At 70.2% G+C, this 15,466-nt stretch carries 19 protein-coding genes and 1 riboswitch; of the genes, 9 read left to right on the plus strand and 10 right to left on the minus strand.

What is annotated here, in order from left to right; genetic code table 11:
* The 3 genes from ACWDX9_RS33185 to ACWDX9_RS33195 all read left to right on the plus strand — a co-directional run.
* Positions 1–985, plus strand: a 985-nt coding sequence (locus ACWDX9_RS33185; protein ID WP_449960920.1) for a glycerol-3-phosphate dehydrogenase/oxidase, incomplete at its 5' end; no start/stop codon positions are given.
* A 112-nt stretch (positions 986–1,097) separates the two neighbouring features.
* A complete protein-coding gene (locus tag ACWDX9_RS33190; protein WP_449960923.1) occupies positions 1,098–1,973 on the plus strand; it encodes a sucrase ferredoxin in 876 nt (291 codons plus the stop codon).
* Between the two features lie 100 nt (positions 1,974–2,073).
* The gene (locus ACWDX9_RS33195; protein WP_080036407.1) at positions 2,074–2,385 is read left to right on the plus strand and encodes a WhiB family transcriptional regulator; all 312 of its coding nucleotides are present in this window, start codon (positions 2,074–2,076) and stop codon (positions 2,383–2,385) included.
* 110 nt (positions 2,386–2,495) lie between these two features.
* Here the strand turns inward: ACWDX9_RS33195 and ACWDX9_RS33200 are convergent, their stop codons facing one another.
* Positions 2,496–2,903 carry an NUDIX hydrolase gene (locus tag ACWDX9_RS33200; RefSeq protein ID WP_350722646.1) on the minus strand — a complete coding sequence of 136 codons (408 nt, stop codon included), beginning with the start codon at positions 2,901–2,903 and terminating at the stop codon, positions 2,496–2,498.
* Positions 2,904–2,980: 77 nt separating this feature from the next.
* Here ACWDX9_RS33200 and ACWDX9_RS33205 point away from each other — a divergent pair, with 77 nt between their 5' ends.
* Positions 2,981–3,622 carry a DinB family protein gene (locus tag ACWDX9_RS33205; RefSeq protein WP_449960926.1) on the plus strand — a complete coding sequence of 214 codons (642 nt, stop codon included), beginning with the start codon at positions 2,981–2,983 and terminating at the stop codon, positions 3,620–3,622.
* Positions 3,623–3,651: 29 nt separating this feature from the next.
* Here ACWDX9_RS33205 and ACWDX9_RS33210 read toward each other — a convergent pair whose 3' ends face one another.
* Positions 3,652–3,885 carry a DUF397 domain-containing protein gene (locus tag ACWDX9_RS33210; protein ID WP_127935054.1) on the minus strand — a complete coding sequence of 78 codons (234 nt, stop codon included), beginning with the start codon at positions 3,883–3,885 and terminating at the stop codon, positions 3,652–3,654.
* A 135-nt stretch (positions 3,886–4,020) separates the two neighbouring features.
* Complete coding sequence (locus tag ACWDX9_RS33215; RefSeq protein WP_363965747.1) at positions 4,021–4,902, minus strand: helix-turn-helix domain-containing protein; 882 nt, start codon at positions 4,900–4,902, stop codon at positions 4,021–4,023.
* A 231-nt stretch (positions 4,903–5,133) separates the two neighbouring features.
* Here ACWDX9_RS33215 and ACWDX9_RS33220 point away from each other — a divergent pair, with 231 nt between their 5' ends.
* Entirely contained in the window at positions 5,134–5,505 is a 372-nt protein-coding gene (locus ACWDX9_RS33220) for an ATP-binding protein (RefSeq protein ID WP_449960929.1), read from the plus strand.
* Positions 5,506–5,533: 28 nt separating this feature from the next.
* On the opposite strand, the gene ACWDX9_RS33225 is transcribed toward ACWDX9_RS33220, so the two are convergent.
* Both ACWDX9_RS33225 and rsgA read right to left on the minus strand, forming a co-directional pair.
* Complete coding sequence (locus tag ACWDX9_RS33225) at positions 5,534–6,166, minus strand: phosphoribosyltransferase (RefSeq protein ID WP_449960932.1); 633 nt, start codon at positions 6,164–6,166, stop codon at positions 5,534–5,536.
* A gap of 57 nt (positions 6,167–6,223) precedes the next feature.
* Positions 6,224–7,321: a ribosome small subunit-dependent GTPase A gene (rsgA, locus tag ACWDX9_RS33230; RefSeq protein WP_449960935.1), complete on the minus strand. Its 1,098-nt coding sequence runs from the start codon at positions 7,319–7,321 to the stop codon at positions 6,224–6,226.
* 283 nt (positions 7,322–7,604) lie between these two features.
* Here rsgA and ACWDX9_RS33235 point away from each other — a divergent pair, with 283 nt between their 5' ends.
* The 3 genes from ACWDX9_RS33235 (at position 7,605) to ACWDX9_RS33245 (ending at position 10,343) form a co-directional block, all read left to right on the plus strand.
* Positions 7,605–8,183, plus strand: coding sequence for a sigma-70 family RNA polymerase sigma factor (locus ACWDX9_RS33235; RefSeq protein WP_449960938.1), 579 nt, complete (start codon positions 7,605–7,607; stop codon positions 8,181–8,183).
* Positions 8,180–8,893, plus strand: a complete 714-nt coding sequence (locus ACWDX9_RS33240) for an anti-sigma factor family protein (protein WP_357730998.1) — start codon at positions 8,180–8,182, stop codon at positions 8,891–8,893. Before ACWDX9_RS33235 ends, ACWDX9_RS33240 begins: the two co-directional genes overlap by 4 nt.
* A gap of 163 nt (positions 8,894–9,056) precedes the next feature.
* Positions 9,057–10,343, plus strand: a complete 1,287-nt coding sequence (locus ACWDX9_RS33245) for a CHRD domain-containing protein (RefSeq protein WP_449960942.1) — start codon at positions 9,057–9,059, stop codon at positions 10,341–10,343.
* A 567-nt stretch (positions 10,344–10,910) separates the two neighbouring features.
* Here ACWDX9_RS33245 and glyA read toward each other — a convergent pair.
* From glyA to ACWDX9_RS33270, 5 genes are all read right to left on the minus strand, one after another.
* Positions 10,911–12,185 (minus strand): serine hydroxymethyltransferase, encoded by a 1,275-nt coding sequence (glyA, locus tag ACWDX9_RS33250; RefSeq protein ID WP_449891769.1) that lies wholly within the window; start codon positions 12,183–12,185, stop codon positions 10,911–10,913.
* A riboswitch (ZMP/ZTP riboswitch) is annotated at positions 12,186–12,263 on the minus strand.
* A gap of 42 nt (positions 12,264–12,305) precedes the next feature.
* Positions 12,306–12,878 (minus strand): hypothetical protein, encoded by a 573-nt coding sequence (locus ACWDX9_RS33255; RefSeq protein ID WP_449960945.1) that lies wholly within the window; start codon positions 12,876–12,878, stop codon positions 12,306–12,308.
* A 49-nt stretch (positions 12,879–12,927) separates the two neighbouring features.
* Complete coding sequence (locus ACWDX9_RS33260) at positions 12,928–13,860, minus strand: YihY/virulence factor BrkB family protein (protein ID WP_350722668.1); 933 nt, start codon at positions 13,858–13,860, stop codon at positions 12,928–12,930.
* 57 nt (positions 13,861–13,917) lie between these two features.
* Positions 13,918–14,292, minus strand: a complete 375-nt coding sequence (locus ACWDX9_RS33265; protein WP_449960948.1) for a YccF domain-containing protein — start codon at positions 14,290–14,292, stop codon at positions 13,918–13,920.
* A 54-nt stretch (positions 14,293–14,346) separates the two neighbouring features.
* A complete protein-coding gene (locus ACWDX9_RS33270) occupies positions 14,347–15,111 on the minus strand; it encodes a TIGR03084 family metal-binding protein (protein WP_449960988.1) in 765 nt (254 codons plus the stop codon).
* A 250-nt stretch (positions 15,112–15,361) separates the two neighbouring features.
* Between ACWDX9_RS33270 and ACWDX9_RS33275 the strand changes: the two genes are divergently transcribed.
* The gene (locus tag ACWDX9_RS33275) at positions 15,362–15,448 is read left to right on the plus strand and encodes a putative leader peptide (protein ID WP_364239720.1); all 87 of its coding nucleotides are present in this window, start codon (positions 15,362–15,364) and stop codon (positions 15,446–15,448) included.
* The last annotated feature ends 18 nt before the right edge of the window (positions 15,449–15,466 follow it).

The raw sequence follows: 15,466 nt of genomic DNA on the forward strand, positions 1-15,466 counted from the left end.
GTCGTGGGACGGCCGGCTGCTGGACGACGCCCGACTGGTCGTGGCGATCGCCAGGACCGCCGCCGCGCACGGCGCCCGTGTGCTGACCCGCTGCCGCGCGCTGCGGCTCACGGGGCAGGGCGCGCTGGTACGCGACGAGCTGACGGGCGAGGAGTTCGACGTCCGCGCCAGAGTGGTGATCAACGCGGCCGGGGTGTGGGCGGGCGGGCTGGATCCCGAGGTGAAGCTGCGTCCCTCGCGCGGCACCCACCTCGTGCTGACCCACGGGACGCTCCCCGGGCTGATCGCCGGCATGCATGTGCCCATTCCCGGAGAGACCAACCGATTCGCGCTCGTACTCCCCCAGCGCGACGGCCGCGTGTACGTCGGCCTCACCGACGAACCGGTGGACGGGGCCGTCCCCGATGTTCCGGAAGTGCCCGAGGAAGACGTCAGAACGCTCCTGGAGGTGCTGAACGGGGTTCTTGAGACTCAGGTGACCCGGGAGGCGGTCGCGGGCGCGTACGCGGGCCTCAGGCCCCTTCTGGCGGCCGACGGTCACACGGCCGACATCTCGCGTAGACACGCCGTTCTCGCGCATGACGGGATCGTCACGGTCGTCGGCGGCAAGCTCACGACATATCGGCGGATGGCCGAGGACGCGGTGGATGAAGCGGTCTCGTCCGGGAAACTCCGGGCGCGCCGGAGTCGTACAAGAAAGATCCCGCTCGCCGGGGCGGGCCCTCGGCCGTCCGGGGTGCCGCACCGGCTGGCCGAGCGGTACGGCAGCGAGGCCGAGGCCGTGCACGAGCTCGTCAAGGCGCACCCGGAGGAGGTCGGGCTCGGCATCACCGAGGGCGAGCTGGTCTGGTCGGTCCGGCACGAGGGCGCGCTCGACGAGGGCGACCTGCTGGACAGGAGGACCAGGATCGGCCTGGTCAAGCAGGACAGGGACCGCGCACTGCCCGCGACACGGGACGTGTTGCACAGAACCGCCCGCGACTGACCCCACCAATCCGTTAGGTTAGTCTTACCTAATTCGGGTTGGGGAGGGAGAACAGGCGTTGGCAAGGGGCTGCGAGCATCCGAACGGGTGCCACACCGGAGGGGTTCCGACGTTGGCCAGCGCCACCGTGGGAGCCCGGCTGTGGCTGCTCGTCGAATACACCGGCGCCTGGCCGTCACACCTGGAAAACTTCGAACTTCCTGAAAAAATCTCCGAACTGGTCCACCGGGCGCTCGAGCGCGGTATCAGGCCCCAGTTGATCCGCCGGCCGGGAAAGCGAACCCGCCCACAGGAGCAGGGGATCCGTGTGCTACTCGCGTACGCGGTAGGAGACCGGCCCTGGTTGGCGAGCGGTGTCGTCGCAGGTCCCGACGATCTTGACCTCGACGCGCTCGTGGCGGGAGTGGTCCCGGAGTCCTGCATACTTGAAGACGAGCCGGTATTTCTGGTCTGCACGCACGCCAAGCGCAATGCGTGCTGCGCCCGCATTGGACTACCCCTCGCTCGCACGCTGGCCGATTCTTTGCCGGACAGAGTGTGGGAAACGTCACACGTTGGCGGCGATCGCTACGCCGCCAACCTGGTGTGCTTGCCACACGGAATTTTCTACGGCAGCATGTCTCAGGCTGCTGCACTGGCAGCGGCTAACGCGTACCGGTCGGGCGAGGTCATTCTCGACCGCTACCGGGGACGCGCAGGCATCCCTGAGCCATTGCAAGCCGTGGAGCACTTCGCCCGAGCCCATACGGGAGAGTGTTCCGTCGGCGCGGTGGCCGTGGAATCCTCCAGGTCGGACGGTGACGTCACCGTAGCCATCGTGCGGGTCAACGCGCGGGGCCGCGGCGACGTCCGGTTCCAGGTTGTGGTTGAGCCATCGGCGTTCACAGCGCCGTGTGGTACGGCTTGCGCCGAGACGATCACCACCTACCGGCTGGTTTCGCTGGACAGGCTCACGCCTGTGCGGTACGCCACGCCCGCTCTCGCCTGAACAGGGAACATCGCGGCCCAACGTTGCGTTGGAACAGTGACGCCATAAGCGTCCAATGCGGCCCAATTACCGAAATACCTCTCACGAAGGTGGTTTTCTCATGTCTCAGGTACGTCGGCAGCTCGCCCGCCCGCGCCCCAGCTGGGGTTGGCAGGATGATGCCGCGTGCCGGGGTGAGGACCTCGTGCTCTTCTTCGGCCCCGACGGGGAGCGGCAGCCCGAGCGTGACGTACGTGAGCGGAAGGCCAAGGCGATCTGCGCCCAGTGCCCCGTCCGCAACGAGTGCCTTGACTACGCGCTGTCCCGTCCGGAGAAGTACGGCACGTGGGGCGGTCTCAACGAAGACGAGCGCGCCTCCGAGCGTCGTCGTCGCATGCGCCGCGCGGCCAGCGCCGGCATCTCCGCCGCCTGACATACCCGGCAGCGTCACCATCATCGCGTGATCAAGCAGTTGTCCCGATGAACCGGAGCCTGGCCCTCCATGCACAGGCTCCGGCGAACCCGGTCGGGACAACTGCCTGATCAGGCAGCACCTCCGAGAACACCGGCCCGCACGAGCAGCGGCACCACCTGGTCGCGCACGGCAGGCGCGAGACGCGGCACGTAAGCGTCACGCCCGTCCGTCCACCCCAGCGCCGCCAGCTCCGCGGCCGGTCTCGGATCCCCCGAAACCCTGGCGGTGAAGACCGTCATGCGCATGGGCACGCCCTCCAGCGCCGCCACGTCCTCCACGTGGTCGAGCAGGGCCAGGTCGTGCGGGGTCACCCCGAGCTCCTCGGCCAGCTCGCGCGCGAGCGTCTCCTCCGGCTCCTCCCCCGCCTCGGGCTTGCCCCCCGGCAGGTAGAAGACGTCCGGAGCGGCCTGCTTGCTCACGACGAGCAGCCGCCCCCGGTCCACGACCGCCGCGGCGACCACGCGCAACACATCCATGCCCGACAGCATCCCACGCGGCACCGACAAACCGGGCTCTCCGGAGATTGTCACACCCGGCCGATAGGGTGCCCGGCATGACGGAATCCGAGCTCTCCCCCGTGACCGCCGACGACCTCGACGAGGCCGTCCGGCTGGCCGTCGGCGCCCTCCGTGAGGCGCCCGAGACCGCGTGGGACCGCAAGGCCGGCACGCTGGAGTGGACGTGCTGGGAGACGGTCGAGCACCTGGCCGACGACCTGTTCGCCTATGCCGCCCAGCTCGGGCTCAGGATGCCGCCGCTGGACACGTACGTCCCGTTCGTCCTGGAAAGTCGCAGGCCGGAAGGCCCCGCCAACACCATCCACGCCGACCCCAAGGCCGGTCCCGTCGGGCTGCTGCAGGTGCTGGAGTCGTGCGGCGCGATGCTGTCCGCCATGGTGCGGACCGCGCCGCCGGAGGTCCGCGCCCACCACGGCTTCGGCGCGGCCGACGCCGAGGGCTCGGCGGCGATGGGCATCGTGGAGACGCTCGTCCACACCCACGACCTGGCCGACGGGCTCGGGCTCGGGTGGGCGCCACCGGCCGGGATGTGCGCCCGCGTGCTGGCGCGGCTGTTCCCCGACGCCCCGCGCGACACGGATCCGTGGACGACCCTGCTGTGGGTCACCGGGCGCGCCGACCTTCCCGGCCGTGAGCGCCCGGTGAAATGGCGCTGGTACAGCGCGCCGCGGTCCTGAGCGGCGCGCGCTCCGCTAAACGTCAGACCTCAGACGATCAGATCGTCGAACTCGCCGTCCTTGGCCCCCAGGACGAACGCGGTGATCTCCGCCTGGGTGTAGACCAGCGCGGGACCTTCGGGAAAACGTGAGTTACGCATGGCTATCTCCCCCGTGGGCAGGTTCGCGACTTCGACGCAGTTGCCGTTGGGGTTGCTCCGCTTGCTCTTGCGCCAGACGACAGGAAGGCGGCCGGCGGGCGTTCCGTTCCGGAACTCATGCATGGGGGCAGCTCCTCGCGATCTTACGGATGCACGTGCATCCGCGTTTGCGAGGAGACAATACGGTAACGCGTCGGTCTCCATATAGCGGACGACCAAAAAGCCAGATATGGGGTGGGTCACAGGGATATCAGCAGCTCATCGGGAAAGCAGGCGTTCCAGGAAGCGCCTGGTCTCCTTGGGCTCCTCGGCCTGGATGCTGAGCCGGTCCATGACTTCCATGTAGTTGTCGGAGTCGGCGGGTTTGTCCAGGTAGAGGGCGCTGGTGAGCTGCTCCATGTAGACGACGTCGGGCAGCTCGGGCTCGGGGAAGCGCAGGATGCTGAACGGGCCCCCGGCCGCCGCGTGGCCGCCGCGGTCGAACGGCATGATCTGCACGGTGACGTTGCGCTCGGCGGTGAGGTCGAGGAGATGGGCGAGCTGTGCGCGCATGATCTCGGAGCCGCCGATCGTACGGCGCACGACGGCCTCGTCGATCACCGCCCAGACCGTCAGCCCGCTCTCCAGCCGCCCCTGCCGGGTGGTGCGCACCGCCACGCGGCGGTCGAGCTCCACCCTCGGGGCCTTCTCGTGGGCCAGTTCGATCACGGCCCTGGCGTAGTCGGGGGTCTGGAGGAGGCCGGGCACGAACTGGTTCTCGTACGTACGGATGCTGGAGGCCGCGCCTTCGAGGCCGATGTAGACCTCGAACCAGGGCGGCAGCACGTCGCCGTACTTGTGCCACCAGCCGGGGGCGTTGGCCTGCTTGGCCAGGGCGAGCAGCGGCTCGCGCTCGGCGGGGTCGGTGACGCCGTACAGGGTCAGCAGGTCGGCCACGTCGCGCTGCTTGAAGCTGACCTGGCCGAGCTCCAGCCGGCTGATCTTGGCGTGAGATGCGCGAATCGAGTACCCGGCGTCCTCGCGCGAGATACCCTTCTCCGTGCGGAGCCTGCGCAGCTGGGTGCCCAGCAGGATCCGCAGCACCGTCGGGCTTCCCGGCGAATGGTTGAGAAGCTTCCCTTCCGCGCTCTCTGCGCTCACCCTGCCGCTCCTAGGTCATCTGCACGTGCAGATGCGATTCGCATCCGTAAACAACGAAAAGTCTTGCATCGGTTACCACTCCCCGTAAAGATGGGCATTGGATCACCAGACCGCGCTTCGGGGGCCAGAATGACGACTTTCGACGCTCGGCCGCAAGCCGCCATCGGTTCCCGGCCACCAGGATGGCTTTTTTCCATTCTGGTCGAGGGGCATGCCTGGGAGTGCGACGCGGTGTTCCCCTTCCATCAGCGGGTCGCGCTCGAGCCCGCCTGTGTGGCGACGGCGCGGCGGTTCGTCGATCAGACGCTGACCATGTGGGGGGTTTCGGGGCCGGCCTTCGACGCTCAGCTGGTGGTGTCGGAGCTGGTGACCAACGCGATGCGGCACGGCGGCGGGGCGGCGCAGCTCCGGCTGCTGTCGCACGGGGCGGAGCTGGCGTGCGTGGTGACCGACCACAGCCGGACCGTGCCGGTGGCGGCGGCTCCCGACGTGTTCTCCGAGTTCGGGCGGGGGCTGCGGCTGATCGACGCCCTCTGCACCGCCTGGGGCTGGCTGTCGCCCGGCGGCGCCCGCAAGCTCGTCTGGGCCGTGCTCGCCGCCTGATCCCCCGTACGTCCTCATCCGTACGTCCTCATCGCCGCGCCCGGTCGAGCAGTTCGAGCACGTCGGCGTCGGTGAGCTGGTCGAAGTGCTCGTACCACTGGCCGACCGCCCTGAAGTCGATCGGCGTCAGCAGGACCACCACCTCGTCCGCCTCCCGCCGCAGCGAGCCGATCGTCTCGCGGGCCCCGACCGGCACGGCCAGCGTCACCCTGGCGGGCTTGGCCGTGCGGACCGCCCTGAGCGCGGCCCGCGCGGTGCCGCCGGTGGCCAGGCCGTCGTCCACGACGATGACCTCGCGCCCCTCCAGCGAGGGCAGCGGGCGGTCGCCGCGGTAGGCGAGCACCCTGCGGGCCAGCTCGCGCCGCTCCTTCTCCACCACGTCCGCCACTGACTCGGGCGTCATGCCGAGGCGGCGCAGCAGCGTGTGGTCGAACACGGGTTCGCCGCCCTCGGCTATCGCGCCCACACCCAGCTCCGGGGTGGGCGGATAGCCGATCTTCCTCGTCACGAGGACGTCGAGGGGGGCGCCGAGCCTGCGCGCGATCGGCAGGGCCACCGCCACGCCGCCGCGGGGCAGGGCGAGCACGACGGGGTCGCGCACGTCCTCCAGGCGCTCGGCCAGCAGCTCCCCGGCCTGGGCACGGTCTGCGAAGAGCTCCATGACCAGTGCCCTACCCGCTCAAACGCGCTCCTCGCCTCACCCGCGGCGGCCGGGCCGCTAGGGCCGGCCGCGGCCCGAGCGGCGCATCTCCTTGGTGATGAGCTTCCACTTGTTCAGCTGCTCCTTGCGCAGGCGGGCATCGGTCCTGGAGGCCATCCAGGCCGCCTCCCGCTGCAGCTTGCGCCAGCTGTCCAGCCGCCGCTCCGGCAGCTCACCGGTCTCCAGGGCGGCCAGCACCGCGCAGCCCGGCTCGCCGGAGTGCCCGCAGTCGCCGAAGCGGCAGAGTCCGGCCAGCGCCTCGATGTCGGAGAAGACCAGGTCGACGCCGTCGGCGATGTCGTACAGGCCGATCCGCCGGATCCCGGGCGTGTCGATGACCAGCCCGCCGCCGGACAGCGGGATGAGCTCCCGGTGCACGGTGGTGTGCCGGCCCCGCCCGTCGGCGGCGCGCACCTGCTGGGTCTCCATGACGCCCTCCCCGGCCAGCGCGTTGACCAGGGTGGACTTGCCGGCTCCCGACGGGCCGAGGATCACGGCCGTACGGGATCCCTCCAGGTAGCCGGCGACCAGCGGGACCCCGTCGCCGTGCAGGGACGAGACCGCGTGCACGTCCACGCCGGGCGCGGCCACCCGGACGTCGTCGAGCAACTGGTCGAGACCGTCCTCGAACAGGTCGGACTTGGTGATGAGCACCACGGGCGTGCCGCCGGACTCCCAGGCCAGCGCGACGAGGCGCTCGATGCGGCCGAGGTCGGCGAAGTCCGTGGAGTGCATGGACGGCTCGGCCACGAAGACGACGTCGACGTTCGCGGCGAGCACCTGGCCCTGGCCGTCGCCGGACAGGCCGCCCACCGAGTCGCGGCTCACGCCGCCCCTGATGAACGCGGTCGTCCGCGGCAGGACCTCGTCGAGCTCGTAGCGGCCCTCCGGGAGCAGCCTGAGCGCGACCCAGTCGCCCACGCACGGCAGCGCGACCGGGTCGGCGGCCGACGCCCTGCGGACGCGGGCGCCGTACTTGACGTGAAGCTGACCCTCGGCCGCGATCACCTCGGCGGCGCCGCGGTCGACGCGGGCCACGCGGGCGGGGACGGTGTCAGCGGGTAGCTCGGCGGCGCGGAGAGCGGTCCAGCCGAGCAGGGAAAGATCGTGATTCAACGCAGTGAAACCTTTGATCGAGAAGGGAAACCCGGCAGCTCAGCGGAGCCCGGGGAGGTGGACGAAGGGCACACGGAACGCGATGACCCGCATAGTCCTCACCTCCTCGATCAGTTGCCGCAGACTCTACGCACCTCTCCCGCAGGGACGCAATCGGATTAAGTATGGCGATCTGTTGAACCCTGCCTGGGCGGCTGGCCGTACCACCTGCCGACGGACCCGAGAAAGGGGAATGATGCACACCAGCACTTATCCCCCGCCCTCGGCCGAGGGAGCCGCCCCCATGGGGAAGCCGCGTTTTCGACACTGGATCCGCCGCGTACGGCCGGATGACGGGGTGCCAAATGACGGGGTGTCAAATGACGAGGCGGCAGTGTCCGCGCTCTACCAGGAGTATCACAGGCCGCTGCTGGCCTTCGTGATCAGGTTGACGGCGGGCGATCGGCAGTGGGCGGAAGACGTGGTGCAGGAGACCATGATCCGGGCTTGGCGCAGTGCGGAGCAGCTCGATCCCGAGTCGGTCTCACTGATGCCCTGGCTGGCTACGGTAGCCAGACGTATCGTGATCGATGACCGGCGGCGCCGGGACGCCCGCCCTCGGGAGTCGGGTGACGGGCCGCTGGAGACGATGCCCGTGCCTGACGAGATGGAGGGCCTGCTGCACCAGGTGGTCGTGTCAGAGGCACTGAAGACGTTGTCGCCGGCACACCGCGAGATCCTCAACGAGACGATCTTGCGAGACCGGTCGGTCAACGACGCCGCCGAGGCGCTTGGCATCCCGGTCGGCACCGTGAAGTCCCGGGTCTATTACGCCGTTCGCGCGCTGCGGATCGCACTTGAGGAGAGGGGGGTGACGGCGTGACTTCGAGAGTCGAGCACACAGACGTGGGCGCGTACGCGCTCGGCCTGCTGGAGGAGGACGACAGGCACGCCTTCGAGGCCCATCTCCTGGGCTGCGCCCCCTGTCGCGCCGAGCTGTCGGATCTGTCCGGCATGGCCAGCGTGCTGAGCGGGATCGGCCCGATGGAGGACTACGGGGCGCCGTCCCCCGAACCGGTGATCGACCTGCTCCAGCGCAAGAAGAGGACGGACAGGAAGACCCGCAGGGGGACGTTCGTGATCGGGATGGCGGCGGCGGTCACGCTGGTGGCCGGCGGCCTGACGGTCGGCACGCAGCTCTCCGTCGGCGACGTCCCCCCGATGGCCGCCCAGGGGCACGGCAGCCACATGGGCCCGGCCGAGCAGTTCTTCGCCGACGGCACGCCCATCGAGGGGAAGGGCGTCGACGGGGTCACCGGCGGGCTGGTGGTCGAGTCGAAGGCCTGGGGCACGCACGCCGCGCTCAAGCTGGCCGGGGTGAAGGGGCCGCTCGAGTGCGAGCTGGTCTCGGTCGGCAAGTCGGGTGAGCGCCGGGTGATGACCGGGTGGTCCGTACCTCCAGCCGGGTACGGAGTGCCGGGTTCGCCCGATCCGCTCTACATGCACGGCGGCAGCGCGACGCCGCTGAAGGACATCGATCATTTCGAGGTGGTCACTTCGGCAGGCAAGAAGCTGCTCACCATCAACGCCTGACCCAACAGGCGCTCCAAGCCCTCCCGCCGCTGGTGGGAGGGCTTTTTCAGGTCTTCTGGCCTGTGTGCAAAATTACGGATTCGCGGGTTGAACCTCCTCCGATGCCCGGCGCGTACTGCCTGCCGTACCAACCGGAATATCAAACCGTTTAAGAGGTTTAGCCATGTTCATCCGAAAGTTCGCAATTCCTGGCACGCTGCTCGCCGCCGCCCTGCTCGCCTCCCCCGCTTCGCCGGCGAACGCCTCCGGTGACGACGTCTATCTCGCCGCCGGCCTGCGCGGCGGCAACGAGGTGGGTGTCAAGGGCGACGCCGACGGGCGTTCGACGGTCGTGATCAGGATCAGCGGGAACGAGGTCACGTTCGCGGCCCGCTGGAACAAGATCGGCACGCCCACCGCCGGCCACGTCCACCTGGGCGCGAAGGGTGCGAATGGGGACGTCAGGCTCGAGTTCTTCACCAAGCCGCTGCCCGCCGGCGTGCTCGGCGTCACCGGCACCGTCAGGGCCGACAACGAGCTGGTCAAGGCGCTCATCGACAACCCCGGCGGCTTCTACGCCAACCTGCACGACGCCGACCACCCCAAGGGCGCGGTCCGCGGCCAGTTCCACCGGCTGAACAAGCCGGTCGACCTCAACGGCGTGCTGCAGGGCAGCAACCAGGCCACGCTCTCCGCGCGCGCCGACGGGGCGCAGGAGGTGCCGGAGAACGACGGCAAGAAGCGCGGCGACCAGGACGGCCAGGCCGGCTGGTGGCTGCGTCCCGGCGGCTCGTCCATCGCGTACACGGCCTTCTGGTCGGGCCTCGGCGCGGTCACCAACGGCCACCTGCACAAGGGTTCCGCAGGCGGGAACGGTCCAGTGGTCGCCGACCTGTTCGCGGGCGCCCTGCCGGAGAACCTCACCGGCGTCGCGGGCGAGGCCCCGGTCGCCGCCGGCGTCGTCAAGCGCATCGCCGCCCACCCCGACCGCTACTACGCGAACCTGCACACCTCCGACTTCGACGGCGGCGCCGTACGCGGCCAGCTGTCCGACCGGCCGTTCACCCACCCGCGCGCGCTCACCGCCGAGGTGCTGCGCGGCGCGCAGATCTACTCCTGCACGGCGCAGCCGAGCGGCGGGTACGCCTTCACCCAGCTCGGCGTCTCGGCCAGGCTGCGGCGCGGGATCGACCACTCGTTCGTGACTCCCGCCGCCGGACCGCCGCAGTGGATGGCTCCAGACGGGAGCGCGGTGCGCGGCTCGGTCGTCACCAAGACGCCCAACGGCGACGGCAACATCCCCGAGCTCGTGCTGGACGCCACCCAGGCGGGCAAGGACAGCGGGCTGCTCGCGCACGCCACGCAGATCCTGCGCCTGAACACCACCGGCGGCGTCGCGCCGTCCGGCGCCTGCACGCCGGGCTCCGAGGCCCGGGTCCCGTACGGGGCCGACTACCTGTTCCTGGGCTGAGGCTTCCGGGGGACGATTCGGTCCCGTCCCCTGGAACGCCTTCCCCGGTCGATCCGGCCCACGTCCCCCGGGCCGCCGGTCGGCCGACCGCGAGCGGGGCACTCCGGCCCGCCCCGCTCGCACCGAACGCCCCGCCGCACTCCGGGAGCCCGTGCGGCGGGGCGTTCGCGTCTGCACATAGTCGCCCCGCACCGCCGTCCGCACACCGCCGACGTCCTGCGGCGGGCTCCCCGCATCGCCATCTCCACGGCGCGACACGGGAGCAGCCGCCGATCGACGCGCCGGCGGCGCATCACGGGCCGACGGCGGGGTGACGGGCCGACGGCGGGAAGCCGCGAGGGCGCGGGCCGAGGAGCGGGATCGAGACCCGCGAACCCCAGCCGTCACTCCAGCACGCGGCGGCGGTGGAGTATGGCGCACCGGGTCGGCGGCGACTCGGAGGCGGTGCACCAAGTCGCCGGCAACCCCCTCAGGCCATGAGCCGGGCCGGTAGCGCCCCCGAAGGCCCTGCGCCGGGCCGGTGGTGTCACCCCGGAGGAGGCGCCGGCCCGGCGGGAGGTGGGTCGGTTACAGGCCCGGGGCCGGGAACTGGGCCGTGAGCTCGCTGACCTCGTGGTGCACGCGCGTGATGACGTCCTCCGCGTCCCCCTTGGCCAGGGCCGTGACGACCTCGTCCATCCAGGCGCCGATCTGGCGCATCTCGGCCTCGCCCATGCCCCGGGAGGTGACGGACGGGGTGCCGATGCGGATGCCCGACGGGTCGAACGGCTTGCGGGGGTCGAAGGGGACCGTGTTGTAGTTGGTCTCCAGCCCCGCCCGGTCGAGCGCCTGGGCGGCGGGCTTGCCGCCGATGCCCTTGGGCGTGAGGTCGAGCAGGATCAGGTGGTTGTCGGTGCCGCCGGAGACCAGGTCGAACCCGCGGGAGGCGAGCTCGTCGGCCAGGGTCCTGGCGTTGGCGACGACCTGGTGGGCGTAGTCGCGGAACGACGGCTGGGCGGCCTCGTGGAGCGCGACGGCGATGGCGGCGGTGGTGTGGTTGTGGGGGCCGCCCTGGAGGCCGGGGAAGACGGCCTTGTTGAGCGCCGTGGCGTGCTCGTCGGCCGTGGCCATCAGCATGGCGCCGCGCGGCCCGCGCAGCGTCTTGTGCGTGGTCGTGGAGATCACGTCGGCGTGGCCCACCGGGGACGGGTGCGCGCCGCCCGCCACCAGGCCCGCGATGTGGGCGATGTCGGCGGCCAGCACGGCCCCGACCTCGCGGGCGATCGAGGCGAAGCCCTCGAAGTCGATGGTGCGCGGGATCGCGGTGCCGCCGCAGAAGATCAGCTTCGGCCGGTGCTCGAGGGCGAGCTGCCGCACCTCGTCGAGGTCGATGCGGCCGGTGTCCTTGCGTACGCCGTAGCGGACCGGGTTGAACCACTTGCCGGTCGCGGAGACGGACCAGCCGTGGGTGAGGTGGCCGCCGAACGGCAGGCCCATGCCCATGACGGTGTCGCCCGGCTGCAGGAACGCCATGTAGATGGCGAGGTTGGCGGGCGAGCCGGAGTAGGGCTGGACGTTGGCGTGGTTGACGCCGAACAGCGACTTGGCCCGCTCGATGGCCACGGTCTCGATCTGGTCGATGACCTGCTGGCCCTCGTAGTAGCGCTTGCCCGCGTAGCCCTCGGAGTATTTGTTGGTGAGGACGGTGCCGGTGGCCTCGAGCACGGCCTTGGACACGTAGTTTTCGGACGCGATGAGCTTGACGGTGTCGGCCTGGCGGCGCTCTTCCGCCTTGATGAGCTCGGCGATCTGCGGGTCGACGCTCGCGAGAGAACTCATGATTCTCCTGTCATCGTTGACAATTGCGAAGACCCAGGCGCACGGCCTCCGCTCCTTTCGCTCCCCGGTGGTCGATCCCACCAAAATGCGCCAGTCGCGTCTCCTCGTAGACGATAGCGGATGTCACGGGGCCCATCCGTCGTGTCACGATGAGCTGACCGCCACGTTCCTGATGACCCCGAGCAGCACCAGATCGACGTCGACCCGGTCGGCGTCCTGCGGCACGCCCTCGAAGATCGCGTACATCCGGAGCCGCGCTCCCGCGGGGAACGGCGCCATCGGCAGGTCCGTGCACGCGCAGGTCTTGTCCTTCCAGGCGGGGTGGATCGGCCGGCCGACGCCCGGCGGGATGAGGTTCACCCGCGAGACGGTGGAGTCGAGGGCGCCGCCGCCGAGTTTGCCGGCCAGGGGCGCGTTCTCGGTGCCGACGTTCTTGACCGTCCACTGCAGGCGCACCGTGCCGCCCTGGCGGGCCAGGGAGTCGATCTGGACGCTCAGCGTGCTGCCCGCGGCCTGGAGGGTGCCGCGGGCGTCCAGCACGGGCGCGGTGCAGAACCTGGCCACCCGCCGCGCGGCCTCGGCTTCCTTGCCGAACCTCCGCCTGAACTCCTCCCGCGCGGCCAGTTCGGGCCGCATCGTCTTCACGGCGACCCGCCGTCCGTCAGGGTCCTCGGCCAGGTGGACGAGGCCCATGCCGCCCTCGCCCAGCTTGCGCACCAGGGTGTACGGCCCGACTCTCCGCTGGCGCCTCCATATCGGGGGGACTCTATTTGGTACGGCTGACGCCCGGCCAGAGCCGGTCCACCTCGGCGTTCAGGATGGCCCCGATGAGCACGGCCAGGGCGGTGATGTAGAGCCAGAGGAGCACGGCGATGGGCGCGGCCAGCGACCCGTAGACGGAGACGGGCGAGAACCAGGCGGCCAGCACGGCCCGCAGCACCGCCGCGCACACGATCCACAGGAACAGCGCCAGGATCGCGCCGGGCAGCTCCCGGTACCACTTGGTCCGCACCGGCACGCTGACGTGGTAGAGCACGGTCAGGAACAGGACCGAGCCGATGATCACGACCGGCCAGTAGAGGATGTCGATGAGGACGCCGTACTGGGCGGGCAGGGCGTCCCTGAGCAGGGTCGGCCCGATGACCAGGATCGGCATGACGATGATGCCGATGATCAGGCCGACGACGTAGAGTCCGAACGACATCAGCCTGGTCCGGATGATGCCGCGCTCCTCGCCGAGCCCGTAGGCCACGGAGATGAGGTCGACGTACACGTAAAGAGCCCGGGAGCCGGACCAGAGCGACAGCAGGAAGCCGACCGAGATGATCGACACCTTGCTCGCGTCGTCGCTGAGGACGTCGGTGAGGAGCGGGTTGATCACCTTGTTCACGGCCTCTTCCGTGAACAGCACCCCCGCCTGCGCGATCACCCACGCCTTGACCTGAGCGACCACGCTGGAGCCCAGCCAGGTGCCGAGCTTGGCCAGCACGCCGATGAGGCCCAGCACGAACGGCGGCAGCGACAGCAGCGCGAAGAACGCCGCCTCACCTGCCAGGCCGGTGACCCGGTAGGTGACGCCGGCGTTGGTGGCCGCGCGGACGATCGCCCACGACTTCGTGTCGAGCACCCAGCTCAGCCTGGCCCTGGCGTTGGAGACGAGCCCTCTCTTCGGCCGGGGAGGCGCATCGGTGGACGTCATGGCACCCAACGGTATTCGCAGTGACTCTTCGGGACAGCTTACGTCCCGGAGACTGCCCTAGTCGTTGTCAACGATGCGTGCGCCCAGCGGAAGCAGGGAAACGGGGACGAGCTTGAGGTTCGCGATGCCCATCGGGATGCCGATGACCGACAGGAACAGCGGGATCGACGTCACGACGTGCCCGATGGCCAGCCAGACGCCGGCGACCACGCACCAGATGACGTTGCCGATCAGGGAGAACGCGCCCGCGTCGGGGTCGCGCACCACGGTCCTGCCGAACGGCCACAGCGCGTACGCAGCGATCCGGAACGACGCGACGCCGAACGGGATCGTCACGATCAGGATGCAGCAGATGATCCCGGCCAGCGCGTAGCCGGCGGCCAGCCAGAGTCCCGCGAAGATCAGCCAGATGACGTTCAGAATCGTGCGCATACCTGAAGGATCTCACCGGCCGGGCCGCCCGCGTCATCCGGCAAGACCCTGACTTCACCCTGACCTGGGCGCCCGCCCCTTGCCGGGCGGCCCGGCGAATGCCTGCGCGATCTCCATCCAGGCCCGCGCGGGCGCTCCGGTCAGCTCCAGCGCGGTGTCGGACAGGTGGACGCGCTGGGTGACGGCCAGGCAGAAGTCGAGGACGGTGCCGCGGACGAGGCCGTCGGCGCCCTCGGGCCCCGCCGTCCACGTGGTCCCGTCCGGCATGGCCAGCTCGGCGCGTACGGTCTCCTCGGGCACCGGCAGGCCGCGCACGGCGAAGCTGAAGGGCCTGGCGCGGAAGCCCATCATGGCCACGTGGCGCAGCCGGGCCGTCGGCTCACGGGTGACGCCGAGCGCGTCGGCGACGTCCTGGCCGTGCGCCCACGTCTCCATCAGCCGCGCGGTCACGAAGGAGGCGGCCGACATGGCGGGGCCGAACCACGGCACCCGTTCGCGCGCGTCCAGCGTCGCGAAGACCTCCAGGCTGCGGGAGCGGGCCGCGCGGAACCACGCGCGCAGCCCGGCCGGCGGCATCCCGCGCGACTCGAGGGTGAGGTCGTCCACGGACGTGAAGCCCGCCAGTGAGGCCTGGAAGCCGCCGGGGTCGGTGGCCGCGCGCACGGCGGCCTCGTCGAACCAGGCCAGATGGCTCACCTGGTCACGGATCGCCCAGCCCTCGGCGGGCGTGGGCCGCTCCCAGTCCTCGTCCCTCAGAGGATCGAGCAGAGCTTCGAGGGACGCGGTCTCGGCACGCAGGTCGTCGAGCAGCTCGGCCATGAGATCCACGCCCGCCAGCCTAACCCGAACAACGTTCTAGGAGAATAATCGTCATGTGATCTGTGAGAGCTGCAAGGACAAACGCCACGAGGACTGCCGCGGGGGCTCCTGGTGCGATTGCCAGCACCAGGTCCAGGAGAAGCCCCATGAGCCCGACCTCAGCTGGAAGAGCCAGGGCTGAGCGAGCTGGACAGTCCCACACTCTGGACCCTGTCTTGGACAAACGGGACGGCCAGAGTATCTTCTAGGTATGCCAGCGGACCCCATGCTCGTCGGTCGACGCCACGTCGATCTTCAGCGTGTCCGCAGTGCCATCTGTTGCGACGCCCGCCAGTAACCCATCCTTTTCACCGCT

It is taken from the genome of Nonomuraea sp. NPDC003201 (assembly GCF_053590415.1).

Excerpts from the sequence above, each read along its gene's own strand:
- ACWDX9_RS33225 (WP_449960932.1), bottom strand. The coding sequence starts at position 6,166 with ATGGAGCTCTTCGCAGACCGTGCCCAGGCCGGGGAGCTGCTGGCCGAG.
- ACWDX9_RS33235 (WP_449960938.1), top strand. The coding sequence starts at position 7,605 with ATGGGGAAGCCGCGTTTTCGACACTGGATCCGCCGCGTACGGCCGGAT.
- ACWDX9_RS33200 (WP_350722646.1), bottom strand. The coding sequence starts at position 2,903 with ATGGATGTGTTGCGCGTGGTCGCCGCGGCGGTCGTGGACCGGGGGCGG.
- ACWDX9_RS33270 (WP_449960988.1), bottom strand. The coding sequence starts at position 15,111 with ATGGCCGAGCTGCTCGACGACCTGCGTGCCGAGACCGCGTCCCTCGAA.
- ACWDX9_RS33195 (WP_080036407.1), top strand. The coding sequence starts at position 2,074 with ATGTCTCAGGTACGTCGGCAGCTCGCCCGCCCGCGCCCCAGCTGGGGT.
- ACWDX9_RS33210 (WP_127935054.1), bottom strand. The coding sequence starts at position 3,885 with ATGCATGAGTTCCGGAACGGAACGCCCGCCGGCCGCCTTCCTGTCGTC.
- ACWDX9_RS33275 (WP_364239720.1), top strand. The coding sequence starts at position 15,362 with ATGCCAGCGGACCCCATGCTCGTCGGTCGACGCCACGTCGATCTTCAG.
- ACWDX9_RS33205 (WP_449960926.1), top strand. The coding sequence starts at position 2,981 with ATGACGGAATCCGAGCTCTCCCCCGTGACCGCCGACGACCTCGACGAG.
- ACWDX9_RS33265 (WP_449960948.1), bottom strand. The coding sequence starts at position 14,292 with ATGCGCACGATTCTGAACGTCATCTGGCTGATCTTCGCGGGACTCTGG.
- ACWDX9_RS33260 (WP_350722668.1), bottom strand. The coding sequence starts at position 13,860 with ATGACGTCCACCGATGCGCCTCCCCGGCCGAAGAGAGGGCTCGTCTCC.
- ACWDX9_RS33245 (WP_449960942.1), top strand. The coding sequence starts at position 9,057 with ATGTTCATCCGAAAGTTCGCAATTCCTGGCACGCTGCTCGCCGCCGCC.